The organism is Mycolicibacterium aichiense (genome assembly GCF_010726245.1).
GTDB classification, from domain to species: Bacteria; Actinomycetota; Actinomycetes; order Mycobacteriales; family Mycobacteriaceae; genus Mycobacterium; species Mycobacterium aichiense.
The window spans coordinates 2011760-2035699 of the sequence record NZ_AP022561.1 but is presented as its reverse complement, the minus strand read 5'-3'; the positions used below and the strand labels follow the sequence as shown (position 1 = coordinate 2035699).

Sequence of the window (23940 nt, the reverse complement as noted above, 5' to 3'; positions counted from 1 at the left end):
GTCCACGACTACAGCGTGGCCGGCCGGATCACCACGACCGATCTGGTGCGGGCACCCTTGTCCTCCAGCAGTGCGATGACGCGGCGATCGGGATCCGTTGCGGCATAGATCCCGTCGATTTTCGCAGCGCTCAGCGGCCGCCCGTGACTGGCGTCCTCGGCTTCGGCAGCGGTGATGTCGCGGCGCGGGAAAGCCAACAGGCAGGCGTCGTCAAGGGAGTAGCTCAGTTGCGGATGTTCGGCGAGTTCGTCCAGCGACCTGGCGTGGTCGAGCCCGTAGCCACCAACGCGGGTGCGGCGCAACGCCGTCAGATGCCCTCCGACACCGAGTGCGTCGCCGAGGTCACGGGCCAGTGCCCGGATGTAGGTGCCCGACGAGCAGTCGACCGCAACATCGAGGTCCACAAACGCGCCGTCGCGCCGGATCTCGCACACGTCGAACCGGTCGATCCGCACGGTGCGCTCGGCAAGCTCCACCTGCTGGCCTTCGCGCACCAGTTGATAGGCACGCTTGCCATCGATCTTGACCGCACTGACTGCGGACGGCCGCTGCGAGATCTCACCGCGGAGGTTTGCGATACCGGCAACGATCTGTGCGTCGGTGACCTCGGCCGCGGAAACGTCCTGCAGCACTTCGCCTTCGGCATCATCGGTGCTGGTCGACCGACCCAGCCGAACCGTCGCGGTATAGGACTTCGACGTGGCTGTCACCAGTCCGAGGATCTTGGTGGCTCGTTCGATCCCGATCACCAGAACGCCGGTGGCCATCGGGTCCAGAGTGCCGGCGTGACCGACCTTGCGGGTCCCGAAGATGCGCCTGCAGCGGCCCACCACATCGTGGCTGGTCATTCCGCCGGGCTTGTCGACAACGACGATCCCGGGCTCGGGCGCCCCGGACGTCACAACACGATCGCCGTCAGCACCAGGCCGCCGCCCACCGACCACCGGCCGGCCAGCTCGCGCAGCGGTGGGCCGGAGCGCGCGGCCGGGTCGATCAGGATTCGGGACACGAACGTCCCGGTGACGCCGGAGGGATCGACACCGAAGGTGATGTGGGCATCCTCGAATCCCAGCCAGCGCTCGGTCAGCGGGAACCACACCTTGTAAGTTGCTTCTTTGGCGCAGAACAAGATCCGATCCCAGTGCAGTCCGCCCGGGAGGGCACCCATCTCATACCGCTCGGCGGGCAGGCTGACCGCGTTGAGAACCCCGTCCGGCAGCACGCCGTGCGGTTCGGCGTCGATGCCGACCGAACGGATTGCCGTCGTGCGCCCCACCACCGCGCCGCGGTAGCCCTGGGTGTGAGTCAGGCTGCCCACTACGCCGTCCGGCCAGCACGGCTGGCCTTTCTCCCCCTTGAGGATCGGCGCCGGCGGGATACCGAGTTGCCCCAACGCCACCCGCGCACAATGGCGGACGGTGATGAACTCGTTGCGCCGCTTGGCCACCGACTTGGCGATCAGTGGCTCCTCCTCGGGCAGCGGAGCCAGATCCGGTGGATCGTCGTAGGTCTCGGCGAACACCAGGCCGTCGAGGTCGGGCAGCACCGCCCGCATGAGCTCGCTCATTCGCGCCGACTGCGCAGACGCTCGCGCAGCTTCGTCGACTGCTCTTTCATCTCCTCGGTGATGACGAAGTGGCCGCCGAAATCGTTGAGGTAGCCCGGTGCGTACTGCGGGTCGGGCAGAATCTGGCGCAACCAGCGATAAGGCTTGCGGCGCCGCCACTCTCGGGGGTAGCCGACGGACACCTCCTCGAAACGCACGTCGTCGTACCAGGTCGTCCGCGGGATGTGCAGGTGGCCATAGACCGAGCAGACCGCGTTGTAGCGGGTGTGCCAGTCAGCGGTCTCGGTCGTCCCGCACCACAACGAGAACTCCGGGAAGAACAGCACATCGCACGGTTCACGCCGGAGCGGGAAGTGGTTCACCAACACCGTGGGCGTCATCCAGTCGAGTTCGTCAAGCCGAGCCTTGGTGTGGCGCAGCCGATCCCGGCACCACGCGTCGCGGGTGGCGTACGGCTCACTGGACAGCAGGAACTCGTCGGTGGCCACCACATTGCGTTCCCGGGCGATTGCCAGGCCCTCGGCCTTGGTCGTCGCACCCGGGGGCAGAAACGTGTAGTCGTAGAGCAGGAACATCGGCACGATGGTCGCCGGGCCGCCCTGCTCGGTCCACACCGGAAACGGATGTTCGGGGGTGATGATGCCCATCTCGTCGCACATGTTGACCAGGTAGTCGTAGCGGGCCCGGCCGAACACCTGGACCGGGTCCTTACCGGTGGTCCACAGTTCGTGGTTGCCCGGCACCCAGATCACCTTGGCGAAGCGCCGGCGCAGCAGATCCAGCGACCAGCGGATGTCGTCGGTGCGCTCGGCGACGTCACCGGCGACGATCAGCCAGTCGTCGGGGGTCGAGGGATATAGCGATTCGGTGACCGGCTTGTTGCCGGTGTGACCCGTATGCAGGTCGCTGATCGCCCAAAGCGTGGGTGCCACAACATGCCAGCCTACGTGCGCACGTCACGCCGCCCCAGTTCTGGGTGATGAACCCCACCGGTGAACACGCCGGTTCGCGCTACATATTCTGAGAGGCGTGCACAGCAGCCGGGTTCGAAAGATCGTCGACCGATCGCTTTTCCGCGCTCTTCGCATTTCGCCGCCGACCACGGACTATGCCGTGCATCGCGGCGTCGGGGTGCCGATGCGCGACGGCGCGATCCTGCGGGCCACCCACTATGCGCCCGAGGGCACACCGCTGGGCACCATCCTGGTCCGCTGCCCGTACGGCCGGGCCTTTCCGTTCTCCCTGGTCTACGCACAGCTCTACGCCGCCCGCGGCTACCACGTCCTGCTGCAGAGTGTGCGCGGCACATTCGGGTCCGGCGGCGACTTCGTGCCGATGGTCCACGAAGCCGACGATGCCACCGACACCGTGGCCTGGCTACGCCAGCAGCCGTGGTTCACCGGCACGTTCGCCACCATCGGGCTGTCCTATCTGGGCTTCACCCAGTGGGCGCTGCTGTCCGATCCGCCACCCGAGCTGGTCGCCGCGGTGATCACCGTCGGCCCGCACGACTTCCACGCCTCGTCGTGGGGCACCGGATCGTTCTCGTTGAACGACTTCCTGGGCTGGTCGGACATGGTCGGCCACCAGGAGCAGGCCAGCCTGCGCCGCCTGGCCTTCCAGACCCGTGCGGCGCGACGGCTCGAACAGGCCACGTCGGGGTTGCCGCTGGGGGCAGCCGGCCGCGCGCTGCTGGGCGCCGCGTCACCGTGGTACGAGTCGTGGATCGACCACCCCGAGGCCGACGACCCGTTCTGGGACACCATGCGGATGACCGCCGCGCTCGACCGCTGCGAGATACCGGTGCTGTTGCTCAGCGGCTGGCAGGACCTGTTCCTGGAGCAGACCCTCGCGCAGTATCGCCACCTGCGCGGGCGTGGGGTCGACGTCGCGATGACGGTCGGGCCGTGGACCCATACCGACATGATCATGAAGGCGGGCGGCATCGCCGCCACCGAGACTCTGGACTGGCTCGGTACGCATCTGGCCGCTGCCCCGACCAACGCCCGGCGCAGCCCCGTGCGGGTGCACGTCGCCCATCACGGCTGGATCGACCTGCCGGACTGGCCGCCGCCCACCGGTACGGGTGTCATGTACCTGCAGCCAGGCGGACGGCTCGCCGCCACCGCGCCACCGGCCGATGCGGCACCATCGACGTTCCGCTACGACCCCGCCGACCCGACCCCGACGATCGGCGGCCGGCTGCTGTCGCAGCTGAGCGGCTACCGCGATGATGCACGGCTCGCCGAGCGGGCCGACGTGCTGAGCTTCACCAGCGGTCCGCTGGACGCCGATCTGTATGTGTTCGGCGAGCCGGTGATCGAGCTGGCCCACCACGCCGACATCGCGCACGCCGACGTGTTCGTGCGCATCAGCGAGGTCGATGCCCGCGGGCGCTCCCGAAACGTCAGCGACGGGTACCGACGGCTCGATTCCGCGCCACCGGGGCCGGTTCGACTCGAGCTCGACGCCATCGCACATCGCTTCACCGCCGGAACCCGGATCCGGGTGCTCGTCGCCGGCGGCTCACACCCGCGGTACGCACGCAATCTCGGAACCGGCGAACCGGTGCTCACCGGTCAGCGGATGGTGCCCTCCCTGCACACCGTGCACCACGGGGCCGGTGGGGTGTCCGCGCTGCACCTGCCCGCATCAGCGGACCTGCCCTCAGGCGACGGCAGCGCGAACCCGAGCGGCCACTCCGGCCAGGGCCGCGGCGTCGTAGACCGGGGCGCCGACGGCGGCAGTCGCGGGTAGCTGCACCCAACTGGTGCAACCGCCATAGCTCGGGACCCGGTCCAACCGGATCGGCGCGGCGAGCGGGAAAGCCTGCACCACCAGCACCGTCAATTCGTGACGGGGCCGGAAGTCCAGCCGGTCGGCCTGCACCGATCCGGCCGTCCAGATGTGCAGGTCCTCGATGTCGGATAGCCCCTGCGGATCCGAAACCGCGACAGCAGCAACCACTTTGGCGGCAGCTCTGATGACGACATGGTCATCGGTGCTGTCCGGTTCCGCGCCCGCCAGGAGGTCCCGATGTTCCGGGCGCACCCGTTCGGCATGGCTGTGCGCCACGGTGGGGAACAACAAGAATTGCTCGGCTGCCACGGCGAACCGCTTCTCGTGGATGCCGCCCTTGCGCAGCAGCACGGTCTGCCGGCCCTGCAGCAGCGCGTGCACCGCCGCACTCCACTCCTTGAGCGCAGTGGTCATGTTGCGAGCCGCGCCCGCACTTCGGGGCGGCGCAGCGGCGGAATGGATTTCGGTGGCTGGCGGCGGGTGGGCAACTGCTCCAGCAGCCTTGCCGTGGTGGCCGCGACCTCGGCGACCGCGATCTCGAACGCTTCGGCGACGGCATCAGACGGCCGGGTGATCCCACTGACCTTGCGCACATACTGGCGGGCCGCCGCAGCGATCTCTTCGTCGGTGGCGGGCGGCTCAAGGCCACGCAACTCGGTGATGTTTCGGCACATAGCCCCCAGCATGCCCGCCTTCACCCCGGACTTCACGGGCGAAGTGCTGATCGGATTGATATCCGGCACCCATCTGACTCACACGTTCACGACCTAGCCTGGCCGCCAAGTGTGTCGAATTCGTGTGACGAGAAGGGTGCACCATGACCGCGGGACTGGCGTCACCTCGAGCTCGAGTGATCAAACGGACAGTCGGCCGGCCGCGCGGCTCGAACACCGATGCGCGACGCGAGATGATCATCACCGCCGCGATCCGCGTCTTCGCCTATCGCGGATATGACGCCGCCACCGTGCAAGAGGTCGCCGATCTCGTCGGCATCACCCGACCGGCGATCCATCACTATTTTCCAGGCAAGGCACCGCTGTATCGCGGCGCGCTGGACCGGGCCTACGACATCGCCATGACACCGGCCGGGATCGGATCGGAACGCTTCACCGATCCCGAACTCAACGGATTACGCATGGCCTGCGCACTTTTGGGCACGTCGCTTGCGCACTCGCACCGGATAGCGGACGTCGCACCACGGATCACCGGTGTCTCGGCCGACCTGCGCCGGATGTGCGCCCAGGCCGTCGGCCGGCACGATGGTGCGGCTCAGGTGGACGCCCTGGTCACCACGATCGTCGGCCGATGGGTTCTGACCGCGTGCGACCTCACGTGGATCGATCTGGAGGTGGACGTAGACGTGTTGTGAGCAACCTCCCGGCCGCTGGTCCGGCACGTCTGCAGCCCAAGGATGCTGCGCGGGAGTAGATTTGCCCCTGGTCTGCGCTGAGCGCGTCACACAAGCTCGCAGTCCATGTGACGAAGGGTTGGAGGTCCGTTGCGAATGCGACGAGTGGGCCGAACCCTTTCAGCTCTCGCTCTGCTCGCCGGTGCCGCTGTCGTTCCTGGTTGCGGCGCTCCCGGCAACCTCACCGAGATCGCCAACAGCCTCCAGTCCGCGCTGATCTCGATGCCGGGAGTGACCGACGCGTGGGTGTATCACGACCAGAGCTACGCCGACGGCATCGTCTTCACCGTCGCGGTCGACGTCCCCGACGCGACGCCGCCCCAGCTGGTCGCGGTGGCGAACCGAATCGCCGAGACCCGGATCAGCCTGGTCTCGAACTACATCGAAGACGTCGAATTCTGGGTGACGCCGGACAAACCCGTGACGGTCCGACGGCAGTCGCACCTCGATTCCGCGCAGATCGCCGACGACGCGGAACGACTCCGCGTGATCGCCGCCCACACCGACGGCAGGATCGACTGGTTCCGGGACGACGACGATGCCAACCAACTGGCGATCACCGACAGCCACACCCCGGGGTCCGACCTCCTCGACATCGTGCGGCGAACCGCAGGCGACACCGGCCTGACGATGACGGTGTCGCCCGCGTCGCCCTCGCCCAGCACACCGCGGATGCGAGTGACGTTCCCGATGAGCGCCGGAGACCGACACTCGGTCGAGCAGTTCCTCGACGTCGTCCCCGTCGATGTCTTCGGGGTGCGGATCGACGACGGCGGCGTCCGTGTGCTGCAGGCCATGGTGCCCGCCGACCCGGCCGTCGCCGAGCAGAAACTGTCCACGGTCATCCAGGAGAGCAGGGCTGCCGCAGCGGGCCCGATGTGGTTGGCGTGGTACGTCCCCAGTGCACTCGGCGGCGTACCGATGTTCGGCGGCGTCGTCGAAGTTCACGATTGCTCGGTGGCGGCAGCGGCGATTCATCAGGCGTCCCTGCGCTCGGAGCATCAGCCGGATCACTCACTGCAGGACCGTCTGCAGTCCTTGATCGACACCTGCACGCCGCCGGAGCACATCAGCACCGACGTGACCGCACCATCGATCCCGCAGCCGGTATTTCCTTCTTCCCCAACTCCCCCAACAACATCGGTTGATCGTCAGGCACCCGACCGGTTACGGGTCGTCGATGCCGTCGCCATCGCCGTCGCAGTCGAGCCGGCACCGAGCGGCACCACACCCGGACACACCTCGCCTGCGGCAGTTGTGCGCCCGCCGCTGCCCGCGCGAACCGCCGCGGCCGCGCCGCACCCGGCGGCGGCCGTCAATCCAGGGGCGCCGCAGCCCCATAGCGGTCCAGCCGTCACCGCCGGCGGTTCACCGCGTCCCGCGACGGCACCTCACCGCTCGGCGAGCCGGAGCGCACGCCCGGGACGTTAGGGGTGCCGATACGGTGTCCCTATGACCGGCGACGACATCCTGCTCATTGACACCACCGACCGCGTCCGCACGGTGACGCTGAATCGGCCCAACTCGCGTAACGCGCTGTCGAGCGCACTGCGAAGCCGTTTTTTCAGCGCGCTTCGCGAGGCGGAGACCGACGAGGGCGTCGACGTCATCATCGTCACCGGCGCCGACCCGGTGTTCTGCGCGGGGCTGGACCTCAAGGAACTCGGCGACACCACCGAGCTGCCCGACATCTCCCCCAAGTGGCCGCCCATGACCAAGCCCGTCATCGGTGCGATCAACGGCGCTGCCGTGACCGGCGGACTCGAACTCGCGCTGTACTGCGACATCCTGATCGCCTCTGAGAACGCCCGCTTCGCCGACACCCACGCCCGGGTCGGGCTGCTGCCGACATGGGGCCTGAGCGTGCGGCTGCCGCAGAAGGTGGGCGTCGGAATGGCCCGGCGGATGAGCCTCACCGGGGACTACCTGTCCGCCGACGACGCGCTGCGGGCCGGGTTGGTGACCCAGGTCGTCGCCCACGACGAGCTTCTTCCCACCGCGCGGGCGGTGGCCGCCTCGATCGTCGGCAACAACCAGAAGGCCGTCCGCGCGCTGCTGACGTCATATCACCGCATCGACGAGGACCAGACCGGCTCGGGACTGTGGATCGAGGCGATGTCGGCCAGGAAGTGGATGGCAGCGACATCCGGTGACGACATCGCCGCCAGCCGCGCCTCGGTGATCGAACGTGGTCGCAGCCAGGTGAAATAGCTTCTCGCTACACCGCTTTCGCGGCGGCGATGAGGCTCTGCCACTTGGCCAGCGTGCCGGCGTCCTTCGCGATGATGTTGCCGGCCTGCAGCTGACTCAGCGTCACGCCCTGGAGCGTGTACGTGTGATTGTTGCCGACCACGGAGATCACCACGGAACCGGCCTTCTCGGTGACGTCGAACTCGCTGGGCTGCATCCAGACGAAGTCCAGGGTGTCCTTCGCCGGGTTGAAGCTGAGCACCGGGTTACTGCCCCAGCCCCACGTGATCGTCGTCGTCGTGCCGCCGGTCACCGGGGTGCCGCCGCCGGTGCCGCCGGTTCCCCCGGTGCCACCGGTTCCCCCGGTGCTGCTGTAGTCGACGACGTTGATCGTGCCGTAATCGTTGAACACCTTGCTGAATGCGCCCTGCGGATCACTCAATCCGGAAGCCCCGGTGCTCGCCTGCCCCAGGGTTCCCGGGGTGTCGCGGAGCACCTGCCACATCGAGAGCATGCCGATGCCGTTGGCGCGGGCGAAGTCTTCCAGCGCCTGCGCGTCGGCCACGGTGAACACCTCGGTGAGGACGTCGTTGACGCCAAGCATCGGAGTCACACCGATCTGGCTGTAGCCGAAGCTCTGCCCGTACTTGCCGTACAGCGACTTCAGCTGCGTGTACGTCGACTGGGCTGATTGAATCGCATACGCGCCCATGGTTTTTGCGCCCGCACCGCTTGTCGGCGCTGCGGACTCGCCATAGTCCATCGCCATCACGTTCACGCCGTCGAGTTTGACCCCGGCCTTGACAGCGGAGTCCACGACGTTGAGTCCGTCGGCGGTCAGCCCGGTCGGCAAGACCGGCAGCGTGTACCAGATGTGCAGCTCCGGCTTCTGCTTCTGCAGCAGCGCGAGGGCTTGGCTGTTGAGCGCGACCGACGCCGGGTCGGCGACGGCAGCACCCTCGATGTCGAAGTCGATATGGGTGACGCCGTAGGTGTCGATCACCGCGGCGTAGGCGTTGGCCAGCTCCTGGGCGCTGCGGCCCTTGGCCGCATACGCCTGGGCGAGGCTGGTGCCCGACGCGCCGCCGAACGAGATCATCACGTCGCCGCCGGCCGCCTTGAACGTGGCGATCGACGTGTTGATGGCAACCGCCTGTTCGTTGGTCGAACTCGGTTCCAGCGCAGCCAATCCCGCCCAGGCGAGGTTGCCGTTCTGGTCGGCCTGCATGAAGCCGAGCGTCACCAGCGAGGTGCCGTAGGTCTTCGACAGCGCGAGCAGATTCGGCACCGGGTAGGCGCCCATGTCGATGTACGGCGCGAAGAAGCTCGTGCCCCACTGCGCGGTTCCGCCCGGTGTCGTCGCGGTGTCGTCGTTGGTGATCGTGCCGACCGCCGAGCCGTCGGCGATGGTGGCGCCGGACGCATTCGACAGCGTGACCGTGAACGTCTCGGTCGGCTCGACCGTGGTATCCCCCAGCACGCCGACGTTGATCACCTGCGAGGTGACCCCGGGCGCGAACGTGACCGTGCCGGAACCGGCTGTGTAGTCCTGGCCGGCGGTGGCTGTGCCGTTGGCCGTCGTGTAGTTCAGGGTGACCGTGGTGGTCGACGCTGTGGACAGCGTCACCGTGAACCCCATCGAAGCGCTGCCGCTGTTGCCCTCAGCCGCGGTGGCGTCCGCAATAGAAATCCTCGGCAGCACGGGTGCGGCGTCGTCGTTGGTGATGGTGCCCGTCGCGGTGGCCCGACCGAGGGTGGCACCCGACGGATTCGACAGCGTGACAGTGAACGTCTCAGTCGGTTCGACGGTCGCATCGCCGAGCACGTTGACGTTCACCACCTGCGACACCTGCCCCGCGGCGAACGTCACGGTACCGGAGCCGGCCGTGTAGTCCTGGCCGGCGGTGGCCGAGCCGTTGGCGGTCGTGTAGTTCACCGTCACCGGTTTGGTGCTGGCCTTCGACAGGGTGATCGTGAACGCGGCCTTCGTCGTGCCGCTGTTGCCTTCGGTGACCGTCGTGTCGGCGACCGAGACGCTGGGAAGCGCGGTCTGCGCGCCGCTGATCAGCGACTGCCACTTGGCCACGGTGCCCGCGTCCTTGGCGACGATGTTGGTCGTCGACAGCTGCCCCAGGCTGACTCCCTGCAGCGTGTAGGAGTGGTTGTTGTCGACGACCCCGATCACCACGGATCCGGATCTCTCGACGACGGTGAACTGGCCCGGCTGCATCCAGCCGAAATCGAGTTTGTCGGTGGCCGGGTTGAACGCCAGCACCGGGTTCGACCCCCACGCCCAGGTGACCGTGGTGGTCGTGCCGGTGGCGGCGGCGGACAGGCTGCGGGTGGCCGGAGCGGCCGTCCACGCCGTCACCTGGTTGACCACCGACTCGATGTCGCGCCTGATCAGTGCCAGCGCACCGGTCAGCAGCTGGATCGGGGCCGGCGGCAGGCCGGTGCCCGGCCTCAGTCCGAACAGTGACAGAAATCCCGACACGATGTTCGGTGGGCGAACCGCGACAGCCGCGGCGTGCCGCGCCGGGGCAACGAGGGCCGCAGGCACCGGCACGGTGGTGATAGCTGGCAAATTCTGTTCGGTTGCAGGCGTTACGGCGGCGGCCGTGTTCGGCGCGCCGAGATCCGCCCGCTCGCCGGCCTGCGTCGTCACCGGGGGTGTGGCGTCTGCGGAGGTGGTCACCGGCGCGTCTGACCGAGCAGCGGTGCTGGGTCGCGTTGCCGACGACCGGGTGTTCGACTTCTTCTGCGGGTCGGCGGCGACGCGGGGCTGCTGCGCCGCACGCCGGGACGAGCCGACAGTGCGCGGCCCTGATCGGTTCGAATCAGCGGAGTCTGACGAGTCGGTCGATTTCGAGGATGTCGAGGAATGCGCGGTAGAACCCGAGTCCGGGCCTTCAGCTAGGGCGACTCCGGGGTTGCTGGCAACTGCCACACCCAGGCCCATGGCGAACGCTGCGGAACCGATGCGAAATCCAAAGTTGGTCGAACTCATGGAGCCCCCGTCACGAATCGATGTACCAGCAACGTCATTAATAGCCCACCAGCGAGGCGCTGGGAAGTAACTCAGCAAAAATCGATACATAGGCACACAACATATTTGACGGGCTACTCATTTACGCTTGACCGCATGAACGAGGCGCACGAGGTCTGCGGCAGTGACGAATGGCGCACGATCATGCGGGAGCAGATCCTGCCGTGGGTCCTCGGTGACACCGACTTGGGCGATGACGTCCTGGAAGTGGGGCCGGGCTTCGGCGCGGCCACCGACGTGCTGAGCCGGACTGTGCCACAGGTGACGTGCGTCGAGATCGATGAACGGCTCGCGACGATGCTCGGCGAGCGGTTCGCCGGGGAGCCGTCGGTCCGGATCGTGCGCGGCGACGCGACCGCACTGGAGTTCCCCGACGCGCGGTTCTCGGGTGCGGCGTGTTTCACGATGCTGCACCACGTTCCGACCGCCGAGCTGCAGGACCGACTGTTCGCCGAGGTGGCCCGGGTATTGCGGCCGGGCGCCACGCTGGTGGCCAGCGACGGCATCGGTGACGACGACATGGCTGCCGCACATGTGGGCGACACCTACAATCCGATCGATCCGGCCGACCTGGCGGACCGATTGACCGCGGCCGGATTCGAGCGAATCGATGTGCGCACCAACGACTTCGGCTGGGCGGCAATCGCCCGCCGCTAATTCGTGCCTGGCACCAGCCAGCGCCCGGACAACGCCCGCCACCCGACGAACACCAGTCGCAGCACCATGAACGCGCTCAGGCCCGACCAGATGCCGAGCAGCCCCCAGCCGAACACCAACGACAGCCAGATCAGCGGCAGGAAACCGACCAGCGCGCTGACCAATGTCGCGGTACGCATGAACGCCGCGTCGCCGGCGCCCAGCAGCACCCCGTCGAGAGCGAACACGATTCCGGCGATGGGCAATTGGGCCACCATGAACCACCACGGCACCCCGATCTCCGCCAGCACCGACCGGTCGTCGGTGAACAGCGCCGGCAGCACCGATGCGCCTGCTGCGAACACGAACGCGAGCACGGCGGCGGCGATCGCGGAGAACACCGTCACCCGCCATGCGACCGACTTCGCGTGCTCCGCGCGGCCCGCGCCGAGCGCGGCGCCGACCAGCGACTGCGCGGCGATCGCAAGTGAATCCAGCACCAGCGCAAGGAAATTCCACAGCTGCAACACGACCTGATGCGCGGCGACCGCCGCCGCCCCGAACCGGGCGGCCACCGCGGCGGCCGACACGAAACAGGCCTGGAAGGCCAGGGTCCGCAACACCAGATCACGGCCCATCACCACCTGCGCGCGCAGCACCGAGGTGTCCAGCCGCAGCGACACCTTCTCGGCGAGCAGTGCCCAGCAGAACAGGGTCGCGGCCAGCCACTGCCCAACCAGATTGGCGATCGCCGAACCGGCCAGTTCCAGCCGTGGCAGGCCCAGCCAGCCGTAGACGAGCAACGGGCACAGCACCGCCGAGACGGCGAAACCCACCAGCACGTAGCGCAGCGGGCGCATGGTGTCCTGCACACCGCGCATCCAGCCGTTGCCTGCCGCGGAGATGAGGATGGCCGGCACACCGAAGATCGCGATCCGCACCCAGGGCAACGCGGCCCCGGCGATGTCGCCACCGCCGGACTTCGTGCCCGCGATCGCCGACACAATCGGAACCGCGGCCACGTGCACGGCAGCCACGATCGCGACGCCCATCCCGAGCGCCAGCCAGGTGGCCTGTACCCCTTCGCCGACGGCCGCGGCCCGGTTACCCGCGCCGTAGAAGCGCGCGGAGCGAGCCGTCGTCCCGTAGGACAGGAAGGTGAGCTGGGCGCTGACCACCGACAGGATCAGGCCGCCGATCGCCAGGCCGGCCAGGCTCAGCGCACCGAGCCGGCCGACAATCGCGATGTCGAACAGCAGATAGATCGGTTCGGCGGCAAGGACACCCAGCGCGGGAAGCGCCAGCGCCGCGATCCGCAGGCTGGTTACCGAACCCTTGCCCTGCTCGCTCCACTCCTGCCCACCGGAGTCATCGTGAGACGAGTCAGCCAAGCCAAACCACCGTCTTCGTCGTAGTGGGATCGAGTTTCACCTTGTGCACGCGAACTACGAGTAGATCGCTACCAAAGGTGAAATTCGATGACGCGACAGCGGTGCGGGCCAAGACCCGACTCAGCCAAGGGCGGCGGTCAGCTGCGCCACCACGTCGTCGATCGGTCCGGCTGCGGAGTACCCGGCGGCCAACGTGTGCCCACCGCCGCCGAAACCGCTGGCGACCGCCGCCAGGTCATAGCTCTTGGCCCGCATCGACACCGACCAGTGCCCGGGCTCGATCTCCTTGAAGACCGCGGCGACCTCGGCTTCGTGCGTGGTGCGGACGATGTCCACGATGCTCTCGACCTCTTCGGAGCGGTTCTCCATCCACTCCTCGTGAGCGACCACCGCGAAGACCAGCCCGCGCCCGCCTGCCGCCTCGGGCACCAACTGTGCGCGGGACAGTACCCGCGACAGCAAGGGCAGCCACACGAACGGATGCGTGTCGAACAACTCCCGGCTGATCGCGGCATTGTCCACCCCGAGCTCGACCAGGCGCGCGGCCAGCCGCAAGGCACCCGGCGATGCCCACCGGAACGAGCCGGTGTCGGTGGTCAGCCCGGCGTATAGGCATGACGCCACGTCCCGGTCGATCTCCTTGCCCCACGCGTCGAGCAGCTCGGCGACCACCATGGTGGTCGAATCCGCTTTCGGATCAACAAGATTCACGCTGCCGAACAGGGTGTTCGACTTGTGGTGATCGATGACGAGCACCGCGCAGCCGAGCTGAGTGAACTCCGACAGCGCGCCGAGGCGGTTCACGCTCGGGGCGTCGACAGTCACCACCAGATCGACGTCGCGGCGCATGTCACCGGGGGCCACCAGCAGGTGTCCCCCGGGCAGCATCCGCAGGGATTCCGGCAGTGTCGACGGCGTCGCGAAACTCACTTCGACGTCGACACCGTCACGCTCGAGAATCAACGCCAACGCCAGCCCGGCTCCCACACTGTCGGCGTCGGGGTGGACGTGGCAGATGACGCTGACCGCGCCGGCGCCACGCAGGACCTCGACGGCGCCGTGCGCGTCCACCCGCCGCGATGGGCGGGTGATCTCAGTCGTCGAGTCGATCGCGGTCACCGGCGTCCTGGTCGTCCTGCGAAGAAGAACTGTTCACATTTCCCGGGTCGCTGCGCTCCTGCCCAACGTCCCCCTCTTCTCCTACCACACGGTACGGCTGCGCGTCTCCCGCAGGAGTGGCCCCGGCCCGAATCCGGGCCACATCGGCGTCAGCAGCCCGCGCCTTGGCGAGCAGCTCCTCCATCTTCTGCGCGGTGTCGGGCACCTTGTCCAGAACGAAGGACAGGGTCGGAGTGAACCGCACACCGGTGCCCGCACCGACCTTGGTACGCAGGGTGCCTTTGGCACGTTCGAGCGCCGCGGCCGCACCGGCATAGTCCGGCTCGTCGTCGAGGGTCTTGCCGCGCACCGTGTAATACACGGTGGCGTCGTGAAGGTCACCAGTCACCTTGGTGTCGGTGACCGTCACGAACGCCAGCGGCGGATCCTTGATCTCGAACTCGATCGCCGAGGCGACGATGGTGGCGATGCGCTTGGAGAGCCTGCGGGCCCTGCCAACATCAACCACTAGACGCGCTCCTTCTCGACCAGCTCGTAGGTCTCGATGACGTCGCCTTCCTTGATGTCGGAGTACGTCAGCGTGAGACCGCATTCGTAACCCTCGCGCACCTCGGTGGCGTCGTCCTTTTCCCGCTTGAGCGAGGAGACCGTGAGGTTCTCGGCGATGACGACGTTGTCACGCAGCAACCGCGCCTTGGCGTTGCGCCGCATGATGCCGGACTGCACGAGGCAGCCGGCGATGTTGCCGACCTTCGACGACCGGAAGATCGCGCGGATCTCGGCGCGGCCGAGCTCCTTCTCCTCGTAGATCGGCTTGAGCATGCCCTTGAGCGCGCTCTGGATCTCGTCGATCGCCTGGTAGATCACCGAGTAGTACCGGATCTCCACACCCTCGCGGTTGGCCAGTTCGGTGGCCTTGCCCTCGGCGCGCACGTTGAACCCGATGATGATCGCGTCCGATGCCGACGCCAGGTTGACGTTGGTCTCGGTGACGCCACCGACACCGCGGTCGATGACGCGCAACTCCACCTCGTCGTCCACCTCGATGCCCAGCAAGGCTTCCTCGAGCGCCTCGACGGTGCCCGAGTTGTCGCCCTTGAGGATCAGGTTCAGCTGGCTGGTTTCCTTCAGCGCCGAATCCAGGTCTTCCAGGCTGATCCGCTTGCGGGTACGCGCGGCCAGTGCATTGCGCTTACGCGCGCTGCGCCGGTCGGCGATCTGGCGGGCGATGCGGTCTTCGTCGACAACCAGGAAGTTGTCGCCGGCACCTGGCACCGACGTGAAACCGATGACCTGCACCGGTCGCGACGGCAATGCCTCGGTGACGTCCTCGCCGTGCTCGTCGACCATCCGGCGAACCCGGCCGTAGGCGTCGCCGGCGACAACGGAGTCGCCGACCCGCAGCGTGCCGCGCTGGATGAGCACCGTGGCCACCGGGCCGCGGCCGCGGTCCAGGTGCGCCTCGATGGCCACGCCCTGGGCTTCCATATCGGGGTTGGCCCGCAGGTCCAGTGCCGCGTCGGCGGTCAGCAGGACCGCTTCCTCCAGCGCCTCGATGTTGGTGCCGTTCTTGGCCGAGATGTCGACGAACATGGTGTCGCCACCGAAGTCCTCGGCAACCAGGTTGTATTCGGTGAGCTGGGCCCGGATCTTGGCCGGGTCGGCGCCCTCCTTGTCGATCTTGTTGACCGCGACCACGATCGGCACATCAGCGGCCTGCGCGTGGTTGATGGCCTCCACCGTCTGCGGCATGACGCCGTCGTCGGCGGCGACCACCAGGATCGCGATGTCGGTGGCCTTCGCACCGCGGGCACGCATGGCGGTGAACGCCTCGTGACCCGGGGTGTCGATGAAGGTGATCGGGCGGACGACACCGTCGTGCTCGACGGTCACCTGGTAAGCGCCGATGTGCTGGGTGATGCCGCCAGCCTCGCCCTCGCGGACGCTGGCCTTGCGGATGGTGTCCAGCAGTCGGGTCTTGCCGTGGTCGACGTGACCCATGACGGTGACCACCGGCGGGCGGACCTCCAGGTCGCCCTCGTCGCCTTCGTCCTCGCCGTAGGTGAGGTCGAACGACTCCAGCAGCTCGCGGTCCTCGTCTTCCGGCGAGACGACCTGCACGACGTAGTTCATCTCGCTGCCGAGCAGTTCGAGCGTCTCGTCACCGACGGACTGGGTGGCGGTCACCATCTCACCGAGGTTGAACAGCGCCTGGACCAATGCGGCCGGGTTGGCGTCGATCTTCTCGGCGAAGTCGCTCAGCGATGCGCCACGGGCCAGCCGGATGGTCTCGCCGTTGCCGTGCGGCAACCGCACGCCACCGACGACCGGGGCCTGCATGCTCTCGTACTCGGCGCGTTTTGCCCGCTTCGACTTGCGGCCGCGACGCGGCGCACCGCCGGGACGGCCGAACGCACCGGCCGCGCCACCGCGCTGACCGGGACGACCACCGCCACCACCGGGACCACCGCCGCCGGGACGGCCTCTGAAGCCGCCGGCAGCAGCTCCGCCGCCACCGCCGCCACCGGGACCGCCGGTGCGGTAGTTACCGCCACCGCCGCCACCGGGACGACCGCCACCACCGGGACCACCGCCGGGGCGGGGACCGCCACCCGGACGCGGGGCGCCGGGGCGACCGGGCGCACCGGGGCGGGCGCCGGGCGGCCGAGGAGGCATGTTGCCGGGTGTGGCTCCACCCGGACGCGGCGCGCCGGGACGCGGACCACCGGCACCGGGCCCGGGACGCGGGCCCTGGGGGCGGGGCGCGGGACGCTCGACGGGCTGAGCCGAAGAGAACGGGTTGTTGCCGACGCGCGGCGGCCGGGGCATGCCCGGCTTCGGCGCGGCCGGTCCCGGACGGGGACCGGGCGTCGGCCCCGGGGTGCCGGCCGGCGCGGGTGCCGCGGGTGCGGCAGGGGCCGCCGAGGCCGCGGGGGCGGGTGCGGCCGGAGCTGCAGGCGCGGGCGGTGCCGGAGTCGGCGCAGCCGGGGCGGGAGCCGGGGCCGGGGCGGACGGCTTGGGTCCCGGCGTCGCGCGCGGCGCCGTCGCCACAGTGCCATCGGCGACGGGCGCGGGCTTGGGTGCCGGCGCTCCGTTTCCGGCCGCGCCGGCCGGGGCGGCTTTCGCCGGGGCTTTGTCGGGCTTACCGCCGCCGAACGACTCCCTCAGGCGGCGTGCGACGGGGGCTTCCACCGTCGACGACGCGGATTTGACGAATTCGCCCTGATCGCTCAGTCGGGCGAGAACTTCCTTGCTGGTGACACCGAGTTCCTTGGCCAACTCGTGTACGCGGGCCTTACCTGCCACTACATCTCCTACTCAAGAGGCGACAGCGGTGGTAGGCCGCGCCTCGGGTTTAGCTACGACGCATGGTCATCGTCGGGACTTCACGGTGTGCTCATGTTCTTCGCTGCCTGTTCTCTTGCCGGGCTGGTCTGGTCCGTCGATCTCTCGACGTACTCGACCACCGCGGATGTATCCGGTGAACCGGTGATGCGCAACGCTCGCCCGAAAGCTCGCCGTCGGAACGCTGCCTGCAGGCACCGGTCATCGGGGTGCAGCCACGCACCCCGCCCCGGGAGGTTACCTGCCTGATCAACGGTTAGGGCGCAATGGCCGTTCCCGTTCGACACAGCCACCACTCGGAGGAGATCGACGGCCAACTCTCGCTTCCGGCACCCGACACATGTCCGCACCGGACCTTCGGTACGTCGATGCGGTCTCTCGGAAGCCGGAGTCTCGCGCTGGATCACGGCATAGTCTACCGTCATCGCGGCGCCGCCCAGAACCACCCTTGGCTGGGCGACGCGGGTCCCGTCCTCAGCCCGCTTTCTCCTGATACCGCGAATATTCGTCCCGCCCGACCACGCCCGCGAGGTCGGCGGGCAGTGCGCCCACCCGCGTTCCCAGCTCCCTGGCCTGGTCGAGGTTGATGTAGATCCCGGCGCCCTGACGTCCCGTGGCGATGATCCCGGCGCCGAACCGCCGAAGTGCCGTGTCGAGCTCGTCGAACAGGTGCGCGGCGGCGTCGAAGTTGGAATAGGCGTCGGCGGTCATCTCGGATCCCAGGAACTCGAAGGAACCCCCGTTGAGCAGGATGGACATGTCCTTCGAAGCAGTGGATGCAACGTCGAACGCCTCACCGGACGGCACGGCGTACTCCAGGCCGATGACGCCGGACGGACAATTCAGTGTCTTCCACTCGCCGTAGTTGTTGAACCGGTGCGCCCGCACGCCGGCGTCGTGGGTGTACAGCCACTGGTAGCCATGCCAGGTCGGCGGCGCGTCGGGCAGTCGCACCACGCCGACGACGAGGTCGCGCCGTCCGGAGGCCCGCGCGATGGCGGCGGACAGCTCGGTCAGCCCCAGGCTCGTGGCAAGGTCATCGGGTCGCCCGGTCCAGATGATCCGCCCGCAGGACACGACGTGCTCTCCGCCGTGGCCCGACATGGTGACGGTGAATCGTCCGCCACTGGACCTCGTGATAGCGGCCACGGTGGAGTCGAACAGCCAGTCGACTTTTCGTCCCAACGATGCGGCCAGGCGCGACCACAGGACCCCCGCCCCGCCGTGCGGGTAGATGAACCTGTCGGTCGGCTCGTCGGGACGCGTCGATTCCCGCAGCCGCGGCAACGCGGTGGCCAGTACCGAGGCAAGTCGCGGCGAGAGGATCCGCTGCGACGCCCACGCCGCCGGAATGTTCTTCGGGTCGATACCGAACACCTTCCGCGCGTGCGGGGCCATGAACTTCTCCGACAGGTACGGCCCGTACCGGTTTTTGACCCAGTCATCGAGGGTGTCGTCGGTGCGGCCGGTCGGCGCCGTCAGCTTCCAGGCGATGAGCGAAGCTGCGCCGCGGGCACGGACTGACAGCGGCGCCGAATGGCGAAACTGCCGCCAGTCGAACGGATAGCTGACCACGTAACCTTCCCGCAGAATTCCGCTGTGCCGGTCGATGTCCGACATCGGGATACCGCCGAGCCGGTCGGCGAAGTCCAGCCACACCCGGCGCTGCTCCGGCGTCGCGGACAGCAGCCGGTGACCGCCGAGGTCGACGTCATGGCCGGCCACCGTTGCCGGACGCGCCAACCCGCCCACAAAGCCGGTGCGCTCCACGACGGCCACCGAAGACCCGGCGGCGACACACGCATCGGCCGCCGTCAGCCCGGTCGGACCCGCTCCGACCACGAGCACGTCGACGGACTGCGCAGCCCCGAGTTCTGCCAACGGATTCCCCCTTTGACGATGGTGCACCCATCTAATTGACGATGGTGTACCCACCGAAGGCCGATGCGGCTACATCAGCAGCTCAGCGCCCGGTTTCGTCACTGCTCCACGTCATGCGACGCGCCACGGTGCGGGTCGGCTTCCGGCGCTGCGGCGTCGCTGCGGATATCGATGCGCCACCCGGTCAGGCGGGCGGCCAGTCGGGCGTTCTGCCCTTCCTTGCCGATCGCCAGCGACAGCTGGAAGTCGGGCACCACCACCCGCGCCGCGCGGGTGTTCGCATCGATGACGGAGACGGAGACGACCTTGGCCGGCGACAGCGCGTTGGCGACGAACCGCGCCGGGTCCTCGTCGAAGTCGATGATGTCGATCTTCTCGCCGGACAGTTCGCTCATCACGTTTCGCACCCGCTGACCCATCGGGCCGATACAGGCGCCCTTCGCGTTGAGCCCCGGAATCTTCGAGTTGACCGCGATCTTGGACCGATGTCCGGCCTCTCGAGCCACCGCGACGATCTCGACCGAGTTGTCGGCGATCTCGGGCACCTCCAGCGAGAACAGCTTGCGAACCAGGTTCGGGTGGGTGCGCGACAGCGTGATCAGCGGTTCGCGCGCACCGCGGCTGACTCCGACGACGTAGCAGCGCAACCGGTCGCCGTGCTCGTAGGTTTCTCCGGGCACCTGCTCGGCGGCCGGGATGACACCTTCGGCGCCCTTGGTTTCACTGCCCAGCCGCACGACGACCAGGCCGCGCGCATTGGCGCGGGCGTCGCGCTGGATGACACCGGCGACGATGTCGCCTTCCCGGGCGGAGAACTCCCCGTAGCTGCGCTCGTTCTCGGCGTCACGGAATCGCTGCAGCATGACCTGACGGGCCGTCGTCGCCGCCACCCTGCCGAATCCCTCTGGCGTGTCGTCCCATTCGCTGATCAGGTTGCCGTCTTCGTCGGTCTCGCGCGCAATCACCTGCACCGCACCGCTTTTGCGGTCGATCTCGATGCGCGCGTCGGGCTGATGCCCCTCGGTGTGCCGGTAGGCGGTCAGCAACGCCGTCTTGATGGTGTCGAGCAGCTCGTCGACCGAGATACCGCGATCGATCTCGATCGCATGCAGGGCGGTCATGTCGATGTTCATGCTTCGGCCTCCGTTCCGGCTGCTCCCGCAAGTTCGAGCTCGCGTGGCTTTGGTGGTGAAAACTCAACCTGGACAACAGCTTTGACAATGTCGGCCAGCGGAATTCGGCGCACCGTCCAATCGTTGCGCTCGCGCACCACCAAGTCGACGGCGTCGTCGGACACCATGCCCAACCGGGCGGTGACAGTGGTTCCGTCGACCAGTTCGGCGTCGACCAAGCGGGTGTGCGCACGACGAAAATGCTTTTCCGCGGTCAACGGCCGGTCCACACCGGGCGAGGTGACTTCGAGGACGTAGGCGTCCTCGCCGCTGATCAGGTCGTCCAGCAGTGCCGAGGCCGAGCGGGACAGCGCGGCGACGGTGTCCAAGTCCAGCGGCTTGTCGCCGTCGGCGATGACGGTGATGCGCGGCGGCTGCGGGCGGGTGTCGATTACGACGTCTTCGATTTCGTATCCGGCGCGCACGAACTCACCATCGAGTAGCTCGATCACCTGCTTCTGGGTTGGTAGCCCCGTAGAACGGCCAGCCACGGCGAGCTCCTCATCTTGAGTTGTCCTGATCAGCTGCGTCGGATGCAGGGCTCTCGAGAGAGCCAGCCCTCCACGATACGCCAGCACCGGGCGCCGCAATGGCAGGATGTTGGCGTGCTGAGCCGAGATCCCCGCCCGTTCGGCGGGATATCCCGACGACGAGTTCTCATCGACGGCGGCCGCGGGTTGGCGCTGCTCGCCGTGGTGGGCGCGGCGGGTACCGCCTGCGGAAACCCTGCGCCACCCGAGCCCGACCCGTTGGAGCAACAGGCCGAGTTGGCCCGCCATGACAGCGAACTGGCGGCTGCCGCGGCCAAGACCGCTCCCCCTGCGCTGGCGCCGGCATTGACCGAGCTGGCGGCCGAGCGCGGGAGGCACGCCACGGTGCTGGCTGCCGAGGTCGCGCGGCTCTCCGGCAAACCGGCATCGACGACGAGTTCGACCGCTCCGACCGCCACGTCGGCGGCCGCCACCCCAGCACCGACGGTGGCCGATGTGATCGCCGCGCTGCGCAGCTCGGCCGACAGCGCCACGTCACTGGCACCGACCCTGTCCGGGTACCGGGCCGGGCTGATCGGCTCGATCGCGGCGTCCTGCGTCGCCGGATACACGGTGGCGCTCGCCGCCGGGAAGGCCGGGCAATGACCTCACCGACATCTCCGACTCCGTCGACCACGGCAAATCCCGACCGGCCGTCTGATGCGGCTGCGGCGGCGCTGTTCGACGCGGTGGCTACCGAGCACGCGGCGATCTACGGGTACGGCATCGTCTCGGCCCACAGCTCTCCGGACGAGAACGACCTGGTTTCCGAAGCGATGGCCCAGCACCGCGAGCGACGCGAAGCGGCCATCGCGATGCTGACCGGCCGGTCGGCCAAGGCACCGGTGCCCGCCGCCGGATATCAGCTGCCGATGGCGGTGAACACCCCGACCGACGCGGGCAACCTCGCGATCCGCATGGAGGATGACTGCGCGACGGCCTGGCGTGCGGTGATCGAACAGGCGGCGACCGACCAGGACCGCGCCTTCGGGGTCAGCGCGCTGACCGAGACGGCGGTCCTGACGGCACGCTGGAAGCAGGTGCTGGGGATCCGGCCGCTGACCGAGCCGTTCCCCGGCGGCACCGAGTCCTAGGGGGTGAGTGCGGCCGCGATGTCGGCGACGGCACCGTCGGCCGCGATCTCGCGCTTCTCCCCGGTGAACCGGTTACGCAGCTCGACCACCCCGTCGGCCCAGCCACGCCCGACCACGACGATCCACGGCACACCGAGCAACTCGGCGTCCTTGAACTTCACCCCCGGCGAGGCCGTACGGTCGTCGAGCAGAACCTCCAGGCCGAGCCGGTCCAGGTCGCGGGCCAGCTCCTGCGCCCCGGCGCGGGCCTGCGCGTCCTTGTTGGCGATCACCACGTGCACGTCGAACGGTGACACCGACGCCGGCCAGCGCAGTCCGAGCTCGTCGTGCTGTTGCTCGGCGATCACCGCGACCAGCCGGGACACCCCGACTCCGTAGGAACCCATCGTGAGCCGCACCGGCTTGCCGTCCTCGCCGAGGACGTCCGCGGCGAAGGCGTCGGTGTACTTGCGGCCCAACTGGAAGATGTGACCGATCTCGATGCCGCGCGCCGACACCAATGGTCCGGCGCCGTCGGGCGACAGGTCGCCGTCGCGCACCTCGGCGGCCTCGATGGTGCCGTCGGCGACGAAATCCCGGCCCGCGACCAAGCCGACGACGTGCTTTCCGGTTTCGTCTGCGCCGGTGATCCAGGCCGTCCCGTCCACCACCCGCGGATCCACCAGATAGCGAACCCCGTTGGCCAGCAAGCCTTTCGGGCCGATATATCCCTTCTTCAGGAACGGGTACCTGGCGAAGTCGGCGTCGTCGAGCAGCGCATACTCGGCGGGCTCCAAGGCGGCACCGAGGCGTTTGTCGTCGACCTCCCGGTCACCGGGCACCCCGATGGCCAGCAGTTCCCACTCCCCGCCGGGCACGCGCGTCTTGAGCAGCACGTTCTTCAAAGTGTCAGCGGCAGTGATCTCCCGGCCCAGGCCGGCGGAGTTCGCCCATTCCACCAGGGTGGCGATGGTCGGGGTGTCGCCGGTGTCATGCACGGTGGCAGGCGGAAGCCCGGCCACCTCCTCAGCCGGCCTTGCCTCCGGCACCGCGGTGACCACTGCCTCGACGTTGGCCGCGTACCCGGATTCCACGCACCGCACGAAGGTGTCCTCGCCGATCTCGCTTTCGGCCAGGAATTCCTCCGAGGCCGAACCGCCCATCGCGCCGGACACCGCCGAGACGATCACATAGCGAATTGCCATGCGCTTGAACATGTTCTGGTAAGCCTCGCGGTGCGCGTGGTACGCGGTCTTGAGGCCGGCGTCGTCGACGTCGAACGAGTAGGAGTCCTTCATGATGAACTCGCGCCCGCGCAGGATCCCGGCCCGCGGCCGGGCCTCGTCGCGGTACTTGGTCTGGATCTGGAACATCAGCAGCGGGAAGTCCTTGTAGGAGCTGTACTCCCCCTTCACCGTCAGAGTGAAGAACTCCTCGTGGGTGGGTCCCAGCATGTAGTCGTTGCCGCGGCGGTCCTTGAGCCGAAACACCCCGTCGCCGTACTCGGTCCAGCGGTTGGTGGTCTCGTAGGGCGCCTTCGGCAGCAGCGCCGGGAACAGGATCTCCTGGCCGCCGATCGCGACCATTTCCTCGCGCACGATCTTCTCGATCTTGCGCAGCACCCGCAGGCCCAGCGGCAGCCAGGTGTAGAGCCCCGGCGCCACCGGCCGGACGTACCCGGCGCGGATCAACAGTTTGTGGCTGGGCACTTCGGCGTCGGCTGGATCGTCGCGCAGAGTGCGCAAGAACAGCTCGGACATGCGGGTGATCACAGTGGGCAAGC

The 23940-nt window shown here is 68.3% G+C and carries 22 protein-coding genes; 7 read left to right on the top strand and 15 right to left on the bottom strand.

Annotation, left to right across the window (positions count from 1 at the left end; translation table 11 throughout):
- Positions 1-8: 8 nt before the first annotated feature.
- The 3 genes from truB to G6N32_RS09800 are packed head-to-tail and all read right to left on the bottom strand — an operon-like array spanning position 9 to position 2499.
- Positions 9-902, bottom strand: coding sequence for a tRNA pseudouridine(55) synthase TruB (gene truB, locus G6N32_RS09810; RefSeq protein WP_264028711.1), 894 nt, complete (start codon positions 900-902; stop codon positions 9-11).
- Positions 899-1567 carry a 4'-phosphopantetheinyl transferase PptT gene (pptT, locus tag G6N32_RS09805; protein WP_115319436.1) on the bottom strand — a complete coding sequence of 223 codons (669 nt, stop codon included), beginning with the start codon at positions 1565-1567 and terminating at the stop codon, positions 899-901. Before pptT ends, truB begins: the two co-directional genes overlap by 4 nt.
- Entirely contained in the window at positions 1564-2499 is a 936-nt protein-coding gene (locus tag G6N32_RS09800; RefSeq protein WP_115319435.1) for an ACP phosphodiesterase PptH, read from the bottom strand. The genes pptT and G6N32_RS09800 overlap by 4 nt, the downstream gene beginning before the upstream one ends.
- A 97-nt stretch (positions 2500-2596) precedes the next feature.
- On the opposite strand from G6N32_RS09800, the gene G6N32_RS09795 reads away from it, so the two are divergent.
- Positions 2597-4324, top strand: a complete 1728-nt coding sequence (locus tag G6N32_RS09795) for a CocE/NonD family hydrolase (protein WP_115319434.1) — start codon at positions 2597-2599, stop codon at positions 4322-4324.
- On the opposite strand, the gene G6N32_RS09790 is transcribed toward G6N32_RS09795, so the two are convergent.
- Both G6N32_RS09790 and G6N32_RS09785 read right to left on the bottom strand, forming a co-directional pair.
- A complete protein-coding gene (locus G6N32_RS09790; RefSeq protein WP_115319433.1) occupies positions 4235-4780 on the bottom strand; it encodes a DUF1802 family protein in 546 nt (181 codons plus the stop codon). The two genes, G6N32_RS09795 and G6N32_RS09790, sit on opposite strands and share 90 nt — an antisense overlap.
- Positions 4777-5040, bottom strand: a complete 264-nt coding sequence (locus G6N32_RS09785) for a DUF2277 domain-containing protein (protein ID WP_115319432.1) — start codon at positions 5038-5040, stop codon at positions 4777-4779. Before G6N32_RS09785 ends, G6N32_RS09790 begins: the two co-directional genes overlap by 4 nt.
- Before the next feature lie 143 nt (positions 5041-5183).
- On the opposite strand from G6N32_RS09785, the gene G6N32_RS09780 reads away from it, so the two are divergent.
- The 3 genes from G6N32_RS09780 to G6N32_RS09770 all read left to right on the top strand — a co-directional run bounded on the left by G6N32_RS09780 (position 5184) and on the right by G6N32_RS09770 (position 7985).
- A complete protein-coding gene (locus G6N32_RS09780) occupies positions 5184-5735 on the top strand; it encodes a TetR/AcrR family transcriptional regulator (RefSeq protein ID WP_115319431.1) in 552 nt (183 codons plus the stop codon).
- A 144-nt stretch (positions 5736-5879) separates the two neighbouring features.
- Positions 5880-7205 carry a hypothetical protein gene (locus G6N32_RS09775; protein WP_115319430.1) on the top strand — a complete coding sequence of 442 codons (1326 nt, stop codon included), beginning with the start codon at positions 5880-5882 and terminating at the stop codon, positions 7203-7205.
- Between the two features lie 21 nt (positions 7206-7226).
- On the top strand, positions 7227-7985 hold the full coding sequence (locus tag G6N32_RS09770; protein WP_115319429.1) for an enoyl-CoA hydratase: 759 nt from the start codon (positions 7227-7229) through the stop codon (positions 7983-7985).
- A gap of 7 nt (positions 7986-7992) precedes the next feature.
- On the opposite strand, the gene G6N32_RS09765 is transcribed toward G6N32_RS09770, so the two are convergent.
- Positions 7993-10659 carry a Calx-beta domain-containing protein gene (locus G6N32_RS09765; protein WP_232077584.1) on the bottom strand — a complete coding sequence of 889 codons (2667 nt, stop codon included), beginning with the start codon at positions 10657-10659 and terminating at the stop codon, positions 7993-7995.
- 447 nt (positions 10660-11106) lie between these two features.
- On the opposite strand from G6N32_RS09765, the gene G6N32_RS09760 reads away from it, so the two are divergent.
- Positions 11107-11667, top strand: a complete 561-nt coding sequence (locus tag G6N32_RS09760; RefSeq protein ID WP_115319428.1) for a class I SAM-dependent methyltransferase — start codon at positions 11107-11109, stop codon at positions 11665-11667.
- Here G6N32_RS09760 and G6N32_RS09755 read toward each other — a convergent pair.
- The 8 genes from G6N32_RS09755 to rimP form a co-directional block, all read right to left on the bottom strand.
- The gene (locus G6N32_RS09755; protein ID WP_115321045.1) at positions 11664-12965 is read right to left on the bottom strand and encodes an MATE family efflux transporter; all 1302 of its coding nucleotides are present in this window, start codon (positions 12963-12965) and stop codon (positions 11664-11666) included. The genes G6N32_RS09760 and G6N32_RS09755 overlap by 4 nt on opposite strands.
- A 192-nt stretch (positions 12966-13157) precedes the next feature.
- Positions 13158-14156, bottom strand: a complete 999-nt coding sequence (locus G6N32_RS09750; RefSeq protein ID WP_115319427.1) for a DHH family phosphoesterase — start codon at positions 14154-14156, stop codon at positions 13158-13160.
- Complete coding sequence (rbfA, locus tag G6N32_RS09745) at positions 14131-14664, bottom strand: 30S ribosome-binding factor RbfA (RefSeq protein WP_115319426.1); 534 nt, start codon at positions 14662-14664, stop codon at positions 14131-14133. Before rbfA ends, G6N32_RS09750 begins: the two co-directional genes overlap by 26 nt.
- Positions 14664-17462 carry a translation initiation factor IF-2 gene (gene infB / locus G6N32_RS09740; RefSeq protein ID WP_115319425.1) on the bottom strand — a complete coding sequence of 933 codons (2799 nt, stop codon included), beginning with the start codon at positions 17460-17462 and terminating at the stop codon, positions 14664-14666. The genes rbfA and infB overlap by 1 nt, the downstream gene beginning before the upstream one ends.
- Before the next feature lie 80 nt (positions 17463-17542).
- A complete protein-coding gene (locus tag G6N32_RS09735; RefSeq protein WP_172507309.1) occupies positions 17543-17926 on the bottom strand; it encodes a YlxR family protein in 384 nt (127 codons plus the stop codon).
- A 49-nt stretch (positions 17927-17975) separates the two neighbouring features.
- A complete protein-coding gene (locus tag G6N32_RS09730) occupies positions 17976-19382 on the bottom strand; it encodes an NAD(P)-binding protein (RefSeq protein WP_163789211.1) in 1407 nt (468 codons plus the stop codon).
- 98 nt (positions 19383-19480) lie between these two features.
- A complete protein-coding gene (gene nusA / locus G6N32_RS09725) occupies positions 19481-20515 on the bottom strand; it encodes a transcription termination factor NusA (protein WP_115319423.1) in 1035 nt (344 codons plus the stop codon).
- Positions 20512-21045: a ribosome maturation factor RimP gene (rimP, locus tag G6N32_RS09720; RefSeq protein ID WP_115319422.1), complete on the bottom strand. Its 534-nt coding sequence runs from the start codon at positions 21043-21045 to the stop codon at positions 20512-20514. The genes nusA and rimP overlap by 4 nt, the downstream gene beginning before the upstream one ends.
- 114 nt (positions 21046-21159) lie before the next feature.
- Here rimP and G6N32_RS09715 point away from each other — a divergent pair, with 114 nt between their 5' ends.
- Both G6N32_RS09715 and G6N32_RS09710 read left to right on the top strand, forming a co-directional pair.
- Entirely contained in the window at positions 21160-21690 is a 531-nt protein-coding gene (locus G6N32_RS09715) for a hypothetical protein (protein WP_115319421.1), read from the top strand.
- Positions 21687-22178 carry a ferritin-like domain-containing protein gene (locus G6N32_RS09710; RefSeq protein WP_115319420.1) on the top strand — a complete coding sequence of 164 codons (492 nt, stop codon included), beginning with the start codon at positions 21687-21689 and terminating at the stop codon, positions 22176-22178. Before G6N32_RS09715 ends, G6N32_RS09710 begins: the two co-directional genes overlap by 4 nt.
- Here G6N32_RS09710 and G6N32_RS09705 read toward each other — a convergent pair.
- A complete protein-coding gene (locus G6N32_RS09705) occupies positions 22175-23929 on the bottom strand; it encodes a proline--tRNA ligase (protein ID WP_115319419.1) in 1755 nt (584 codons plus the stop codon). The genes G6N32_RS09710 and G6N32_RS09705 overlap by 4 nt on opposite strands.
- Between the last annotated feature and the right edge of the window lie 11 nt (positions 23930-23940).